The sequence below is a fragment of the Bradyrhizobium sp. NAS80.1 genome (assembly GCF_001908205.1).
Classification (GTDB): domain Bacteria; phylum Pseudomonadota; class Alphaproteobacteria; order Rhizobiales; family Xanthobacteraceae; genus Bradyrhizobium.
This window is the reverse complement of sequence record NZ_LGHL01000341.1, coordinates 1-2,772: the sequence shown is the minus strand read 5'-3', so window position 1 is coordinate 2,772 and position 2,772 is coordinate 1. Positions and strand designations below refer to the sequence as shown.

Below are 2,772 nucleotides of genomic sequence, written 5' to 3'. Positions count from 1 at the left end.
CAACCCGATCCCATCCCGAACTCGGCCGTTAAACTCTTCAGCGCCAATGGTACTATGGCTTAAGCCCTGGGAGAGTAGGTCGCTGCCAGGCCTGCCAAGGACAAGGAATCCTCCTCTTCGATGTTCGACACCAAAACGCCGCCTTCCGGCAACGGAGGCGGCGTTTTGCGTTTGGGCGCAGCAATGCCGCGCCGCCTGCATCTTTACTACCGCCGCGCCACTAGCACCCCGATCAAGAATGCCACCATCAGCGACGGCAGCGGTGCCTCGCGCACCATGCCGCGAACGATGTCCGGCCAGCGCTGGTCCGGGACGAGTTCTGGAGATCTGATCTCAGCCGTGGGTCTGATCTCAGCCGTGGGCATGACGCCCCAGCTTGATGCGAGTTCTGCGATCTCGCTCGACGCCAAACGCGAGCCGTCGCGGACGCGGAAGATGGCTGCATCGGATCGCTCACGCGGCGCGAGCGCCATGAGCGTCGCGATGGCCGTGCGCAACGTCATCTCGCCATAGCCTTGCAGCCTTACCGACTCCTCGGGGTCGGACGTCATGCGAAATCATCCCTCACAGCGCGAAGTGGTGCGCGATGGTGAATGCCGCCGTCGCGCAAATGACCAGCGTGGAAACCGCGCCGACCACACCGCGCGCGAGATCGGCTCGCGTCAGGTGCCTGGTCATGATTTTGCTCCATGCTCTGCATGGAAATGGCCGGGCCGGAGGTTGGTTCCCGGCGCAACGCCGAATCGTCAGGTGCCGATTATTTCCGCAGCAGCTCGCTCAGCGCCTCCGTCGCCTCGGCGCAGCGGATATCGTCGATCTCACGTGACAGGCTGAGTGCGCTCGATTTCAGTTCTTCGATCGTCCAGCTCTCGGGATGCTGGCTTTCGAGCTGACTGAGGCGCTTGTTGAGATCGTCCAGTCTGGACTGGAGCTGCCCGATGCTGGCAACCCCATTCACTTTCCAAACCCGTTGTGCACGCATCGTAGTTCCCCTGCTAGTCTCACGGCGTTGTGAGAGCGGTTCGTGGCCGCAATGGGAGTTTCTTTTGTCCGGCTTCAGATCGCGGGGAACCGTTGCAGATTAGCAACGAAGTTCCCGGACCTTTGGCGTACGGTCTCACTACGAGACCCGCAGGCATGAAATTTGATTGTGCACTGTCGCAACGATGCGCGCGGGAGGCCCTGGCGAGCGATGCGCCGGGCCGAGAGGCGCGGCTTCGACGATCCTGCAAGCAAACGAAGGCAAGCGAGCGAAGGAAAGAGGCGTGGCGAGATATGTGAATGTCGCGGCCGGCCAGCTTGGCCCGGTCGCGCGGACCGAGACGAGAACGGAAGTTGTGGCTCGCCTGATGGCGTTGATGCGCCAGGCGAGGGCCTCCGGCTGCGATCTGATCGTCTATCCCGAGCTCGCGCTGACGACGTTCTTTCCGCGCTGGTATTTTGAGGAACAGGCCGAGATCGACAGATTTTTCGAGCGTGAGATGCCGGGGGGCGGAGACGCAGGCCCTGTTCAACCTCGCGCGCGAGATCGGCATCGGATTCTATCTCGGTTACGCCGAGCTGACGGTCGAGGCCGGAATTGTCAGGCGCTACAACACCTCCATCCTGGTCGACAGGAGCGGCGCGATCGTCGCCAGATATCGCAAGGTCCACTTGCCCGGCCATGCCGAGCACGAGCCGTGGCGCAAATTCCAGCATCTGGAGAAGCGCTATTTCGAGCCCGGCAGCGGTTTTGGCGTGACCGAGGCCTTCGGCGGCGTGATGGGAATGGCAATCTGTAATGACCGCCGCTGGAGCGAGACCTATAGGGTGATGGGCCTGCAGGGCGTCGAGATGGTGATGATCGGCTACAACACGCCGGTGCACAATCCGCCGGCGCCAGAGCATGATGATCTCTCGCTCTTCCACAATCACCTGGTGATGCAGGCCGGCGCCTATCAGAACGGCACCTTCGTGGTCGGCGTTGCCAAGGCCGGCATCGAGGAGGGCGTAGACCACGTCGGCGGAAGCTGCATCATCGCGCCCTCCGGCGAGATCATCGCGAGATGCACGACGAAGGGCGACGAGATCGCGCTCGCCCGCTGCGATCTCGATCTCTGCAACTCCTACAAGCGGACTACATTCAATTTCGACGTTCACCGCCAGCCGCGGGCTTACGGGCCGATCGTTGAGCGCAAGGGCGTGACCATCATGGCCGACGGAACGCCGGTGCGCCCGAAGGGGTGATGCTCTCTCCCTTGTCATTCCGGGGCGATGCGCCGGGATCGCGCGACGCCGGAGCATCGAGTCCGGAATCCATCGGGCCGAAAGACACGCCGTGAAATGGATTCTCAGATGCGCAATTGCGCATCATAGCTCGCCGCTTCGCGGCGCCGGGAAGCCCGGGTGTTTCGCTCCGTCGTCAATCCCTCACTGCAAAAATATTCCGCTTTACCGAAATTCGGATTTGTCGTATGTATCGCCCATCCCGGCTCACCCTTGAGGGGCGATCATGTGTCGTCACGATACGCGAGCCGGGCCTGCGGTGGACGCGGCAGCGTCGGGCGCGAGAGGTCAAGGGCAGGGCGGATTGCTCTCCGTGAGCCCGAGGCTTCGTGCCGACGAGCGGCGCTGAGAGTTCGTCTCGCCAGCCTTGTCTTGGCAATGTCGACAAGGCCGGGAAACAATGTAGCGAATAGCGAGCCGCGCGTACGGCAAAACCGTGTGGTCCTGGCCGTCGTTGCTACGGTCAAGCCTTTGCGGAGATGCTTGCGAGCCCAACCCGGCAGACAG

General features: G+C 62.4%; 2 protein-coding genes, 1 rRNA gene and 1 pseudogene. 2 read left to right on the top strand and 2 right to left on the bottom strand.

Going from position 1 to position 2,772, the window contains the following annotated elements; all coding sequences use genetic code 11:
• Positions 1–91: ribosomal RNA gene (gene rrf / locus AC629_RS43075) — 5S ribosomal RNA — on the top strand; the annotation flags it as partial.
• Positions 92–206: 115 nt separating this feature from the next.
• On the opposite strand, the gene AC629_RS43070 is transcribed toward rrf, so the two are convergent.
• Together AC629_RS43070 and AC629_RS43065 are read right to left on the bottom strand one after the other, a co-directional pair.
• Positions 207–551 (bottom strand): hypothetical protein, encoded by a 345-nt coding sequence (locus AC629_RS43070; protein ID WP_084810674.1) that lies wholly within the window; start codon positions 549–551, stop codon positions 207–209.
• Positions 552–757: 206 nt separating this feature from the next.
• Positions 758–982: a hypothetical protein gene (locus tag AC629_RS43065; protein ID WP_084810673.1), complete on the bottom strand. Its 225-nt coding sequence runs from the start codon at positions 980–982 to the stop codon at positions 758–760.
• 283 nt (positions 983–1,265) lie between these two features.
• Between AC629_RS43065 and AC629_RS43060 the strand changes: the two are divergent.
• A pseudogene (locus AC629_RS43060) lies at positions 1,266–2,226 on the top strand (N-carbamoyl-D-amino-acid hydrolase).
• Positions 2,227–2,772: the final 546 nt, after the last annotated feature.